Below are 4,307 nucleotides of genomic sequence, written 5' to 3'. Positions count from 1 at the left end.
ATCGCCGGGGGCTCGGCCTATAGCCGCCACATCGATTTCGCCCGTTTCAAGGAGATCGCCGACAGCGTCGACGCCCTTCTGATGGTCGATATCGCCCACTATGCGGGCCTGGTTGCGGGCGGGGTCTACCCGAACCCGTTCCCGCATGCCGACATCGTCACCACCACCACGCACAAGACCCTGCGCGGCCCGCGTGGCGGCATGATCCTGACCAATTCCAAGAAGTTGGCCAAGAAGATCGACTCGGCGGTGTTCCCAGGCCTGCAGGGCGGACCGCTGATGCACGTGATCGCCGCCAAGGCGGTGGCGTTCGGCGAGGCCCTGAAGCCCGAGTTCAAGCAATATGCCCGTCAGGTCGTCGATAACGCCCGCGCCCTTTCCGACAGCCTGCAGACCGCCGGTTTCAAGATCGTCTCCAACGGCACCGACAGCCACCTGATGCTGGTCGACCTGACGCCGAAAGGCGTCAGCGGTTCGGACGCCGAGGTGGCCCTCGAACGCGCCCTGATCACCACCAACAAGAACGGGATCCCGTTCGACCCGCTTCCCCCGATGCAGACCTCGGGCCTGCGGGTTGGCACCCCGGCCGGCACCACCCGCGGCTTTGGCCCCGGCGAGTTCCGCCAGATCGGGACGTGGATTGGCGAGGTTCTCGATGGCCTCGCGACGGGCGGCGATAACTCGGCCGTGGAAGCCAAGGTGCGAGACGAAGTCCTGGCGCTCACGAAACGCTTCCCCATCTACAGCTAGACCCTGTATCTGGGGGGCCGGTTAGCCAGAAGGGGCTAGATCATGCGGTGCCCGTTCTGCGGCCACGCCGAAAGCCAAGTGAAGGACAGCCGCCCGTCGGAAGACGGCGCGGCTATCCGTCGTCGCCGGCTCTGTCCGGAGTGCGAAGGCCGGTTCACCACCTTCGAGCGGGTGCAACTGCGCGAGCTGACGATCCTGAAGCGGTCCGGACGGCGTACGCCGTTCGACCGCGACAAGCTCGCCCGCTCGATCGCCCTGGCCACGCGCAAGCGGCCTATCGAGCCGGACCGGATCGAGAAGATGATCTCGACCATCGTGCGTCAGCTCGAAAGCATGGGCGAAACCGAACTGCCGTCCTCGGCGGTCGGCGAGTTGATCATGAAGAACCTGAAGGGCCTCGATGATGTGGCCTATGTCCGCTACGCCTCGGTCTACCGCGACTTCCGGGAAGCCGGTGAGTTCGCGACTTTCCTGGGCAAAGAAGGGCTGAGCGACGGCGACGAGGATGGCCGCTAGCGTCACGCTCAAGCTGGCCACCTCGCTGGATGGCCGCATCGCCACCGCCTCGGGCGAGAGCCGCTGGATCACCGGCGCGCAGGCGCGCGAGGCCGTGCATCGGCTGCGGGCAGAGCATGACGCCGTCTTGGTCGGGGTGGAGACCGCCCTGGCCGATGACCCGGAACTGACCGTGCGCCTGGACGGCTGGAGCGGTCAGCAGCCGGCTCGCGTGGTGCTGGACAGCCGCCAGCGGCTGGCCGACGAGTGCAAGCTGGTCGCGACCGCGCGTGAAGTTCCCACCTATCTGATCACCACGACCCCGCCGGAGGCTCGTTTGGTCGCCGCTGGCGTGCGCGTGTTGCAGGTCAGGGCGCTCGGCGAGGAGCGGCCTGAGTTGCATGACGTCGTGGAAACCCTGGCAGAAGCCGGGCTGCGGCGGTTGTTCGTCGAGGGCGGTGGACAGGTGGCGGCGAGCTTTTTGCGCTGCGGCCTGGTGGATCGCATCGAGTGGTTTCGCGCCGCGATGGTGATCGGCGGGGAGGGGCGGCCGGGTATCGGCGCCCTGGCGCTGAGCGCCTTGGCCGAGGCCCCACGCCTGCGCAGAATTGAAGTCCGAGAGGTCGGGGACGACCTCTGGGAGCGTTACGAGAGGATTTGAATGTTCACCGGTATCGTCACCGACGTGGGGCGGCTTCGCGCTGTCCGTGAGACCAACCGCGACCTGCGTTTCGAGGTCGAGACCAGCTTCGACCTATCGACGATCGACATGGGCGCCTCGATCAGCCACGCCGGCTGCTGCCTGACGATCGTCGAGAAGGGCGATAACTGGTTCGCAGTCGAGATTTCCGGCGAGACGGTCAGCCTGACCACCCTCGGCGCGTGGAAGGAAGGCGATCCGATCAATCTGGAGCGCGCTGCGCGGGTCGGCGACGAATTAGGCGGCCATATCGTTTCGGGCCACGTTGACGGCGTTGGCGAGGTGGTTTCGATCGAATCCGAAGGCGGCTCGCACCGCGTGAAAATTCGCGTTCCCCGGCCGTTGCACCGCTTCATCGCCCCGAAGGGCTCGATCACCGTCGATGGCGTTTCCCTGACCGTTAACGAGGTCGAGGATGACGTTTTCGGCGTTAATCTGATCCCCCATACCTGGGATGTGACCACGCTGGGCCGGCTCGCGCCGGGCGCGAAGGTCAATCTAGAGATCGACATGTTGGCCCGCTATCTCGCCCGCTGGCGAGAAACGGCCTAAAGGGTCGGACTGAACAGAGACTGGACCCCATGCTCGAAGAGAAAATCCGCATCCTGATCGTCGAGGCTCGCTTCTACGACGACCTCGCTGACGAACTGCTGAAGGCTGCGACCGACGTGATTACGGCCCATGACGCCGAGTACGACGTCATCAGCGTGCCTGGCGCGCTGGAAATCCCCGGCGCCATCGCCATCGCCGAAGAGGGCGGCAGCCGTCCGACCGGCCGACGCTATGACGGCTATGTCGCGCTCGGGACCGTGATCCGTGGCGAGACCTATCACTTCGAGATCGTCTCCAACGAATCGGCCCGCGGGATCATGGACCTGGCGGTCGGCAGGCGCCTGGCGATCGGCAACGGCATCCTCACCGTCGAGGACGAGGATCAGGCCTGGGCGCGGGCCAAGGCCAGCGAGGGCGACAAGGGCGGCGGCGCCGCGCGTGCTGCGCTCGACATGATCGAACTCAAGCGTCAGCTGCTCGGCCAAGCTCGATGAGCCGGGTCCACAATCAGCGGTCGGTCGCACGTCTGGCCGCGATCCAGGCGCTCTATCAGATGGAAGTCTCCGGCGTCGGGGTCGAGGCGGTCATCCGCGAGTTCGCCGACCATCGCTTTGATCGCGGCGTCGAGGGCGACGCGGCGACCGAAGGCGACATGATGGCCAGCGCCGATGAGGGCTTCTTCGCCGAACTGGTCCGGGGCGTGGTCGAGAACCAACGCGAGATCGACGCCGCCGTGGTCAAGCGTCTGGCCTCGGGCTGGCGGCTGGAACGGATCGACGCCACCGTGCGTGCGATCCTGCGATCCGGCGCCTTTGAACTGGCGCATCGCTCGGATGTCCCGACCGAGGTGGTGATCGACGAATATGTCGAGCTCACCAAGTCGTTCTTCGAGGGCCCGGAGCCCGGCTTCGTGAACGGGGCCCTGGACGCGGTGGCCCGCGATGTCCGCACCTGAGGCGCCCGCGGCTGGCGGGTTGGATGAGTTTGGGCAGATCGCCCAGCTCTTTCGCCCGCTGACCAAAGGAGCCCCTGAGGCGCTTGGCCTGCTGGACGACGCGGCGGTGATCCCGTCGCGGCCAGGGTTCGACCTCATCGTCACCAAGGACGCCATGGTCGAGGGGGTGCATTTCCTTCCCGGCGAGGCGCCTGACCTGATCGCCCGCAAGCTGCTGCGGGTGAACCTCTCCGATCTCGCCGCCAAGGGCGCTGAACCCTACGGCTATTTTCTGGCCACGGCATGGACGCCAAGTTTCGGCTGGGCTGAACGCCAAGCCTTCGCCGAGGGCCTTCGCCTCGATGGCGAGGCCTACGGCCTGACGCTGCTGGGCGGCGATACGGTGGCGACTCCGGGTCCCCTGACCCTGTCGCTGACCATGCTGGGCTGGACCCCGAGCGGCGCGATGATTCGCCGGGGCGGCGCGAGGGCAGGTGATCTTCTCTGCGTTTCCGGCGTGATTGGCGACGGTTGGCTGGGGCTGATGGCGGCGCGTGGCGAGTTGGCTGATCCCGATGGCTATCTCGCGAGGCGCTATCGGCTGCCATCGCCCCGCGTCGAACTGCGTGAGGCGCTGCGCAAATATGCCAGCGCCGCGGCTGACGTCTCCGACGGTCTAATTGCCGACGCCGGCCACATCGCCGAGGCCAGCGGCTTGGCGGTGGATATCGACCTTGATCGACTGCCGCTGTCGGCCGCCGCTCGAAGGTGGCTGGAGGCGCAGAACGATCGTGTTGAAGCGCTGCGTGCGCTGGCCTCTGGCGGCGACGATTACGAAGTCGTCTGCACTGCGGCCCCCGAGGCGGCGGCGGCCTT

Annotated in this window: 7 protein-coding genes; all 7 read left to right on the top strand. The window is 66.7% G+C overall.

What is annotated here, in order from left to right:
• On the top strand, positions 1-750 hold a 750-nt coding region (locus tag Q8M13_RS04330; RefSeq protein WP_305298433.1), incomplete at its 5' end, for a serine hydroxymethyltransferase.
• Between the two features lie 42 nt (positions 751-792).
• A complete protein-coding gene (gene nrdR, locus Q8M13_RS04325) occupies positions 793-1,266 on the top strand; it encodes a transcriptional regulator NrdR (protein WP_305298432.1) in 474 nt (157 codons plus the stop codon).
• On the top strand, positions 1,256-1,906 hold the full coding sequence (locus Q8M13_RS04320) for a RibD family protein (protein ID WP_305298431.1): 651 nt from the start codon (positions 1,256-1,258) through the stop codon (positions 1,904-1,906). Before nrdR ends, Q8M13_RS04320 begins: the two co-directional genes overlap by 11 nt.
• A complete protein-coding gene (locus Q8M13_RS04315) occupies positions 1,907-2,497 on the top strand; it encodes a riboflavin synthase (protein WP_305298430.1) in 591 nt (196 codons plus the stop codon).
• A 29-nt stretch (positions 2,498-2,526) separates the two neighbouring features.
• Positions 2,527-2,991: a 6,7-dimethyl-8-ribityllumazine synthase gene (gene ribH, locus Q8M13_RS04310; RefSeq protein ID WP_305298428.1), complete on the top strand. Its 465-nt coding sequence runs from the start codon at positions 2,527-2,529 to the stop codon at positions 2,989-2,991.
• Positions 2,988-3,452 (top strand): transcription antitermination factor NusB, encoded by a 465-nt coding sequence (gene nusB, locus Q8M13_RS04305; protein ID WP_305298426.1) that lies wholly within the window; start codon positions 2,988-2,990, stop codon positions 3,450-3,452. Before ribH ends, nusB begins: the two co-directional genes overlap by 4 nt.
• Positions 3,439-4,307: thiamine-phosphate kinase (thiL, locus tag Q8M13_RS04300; RefSeq protein ID WP_305298425.1), on the top strand; the 869-nt coding region annotated here is incomplete at its 3' end. The genes nusB and thiL, both read left to right, overlap by 14 nt.

The sequence above is a fragment of the Phenylobacterium sp. genome (assembly GCF_030681155.1).
Classification (GTDB): domain Bacteria; phylum Pseudomonadota; class Alphaproteobacteria; order Caulobacterales; family Caulobacteraceae; genus Phenylobacterium.
This window is presented reverse-complemented; position numbering and strand designations above follow the sequence as displayed.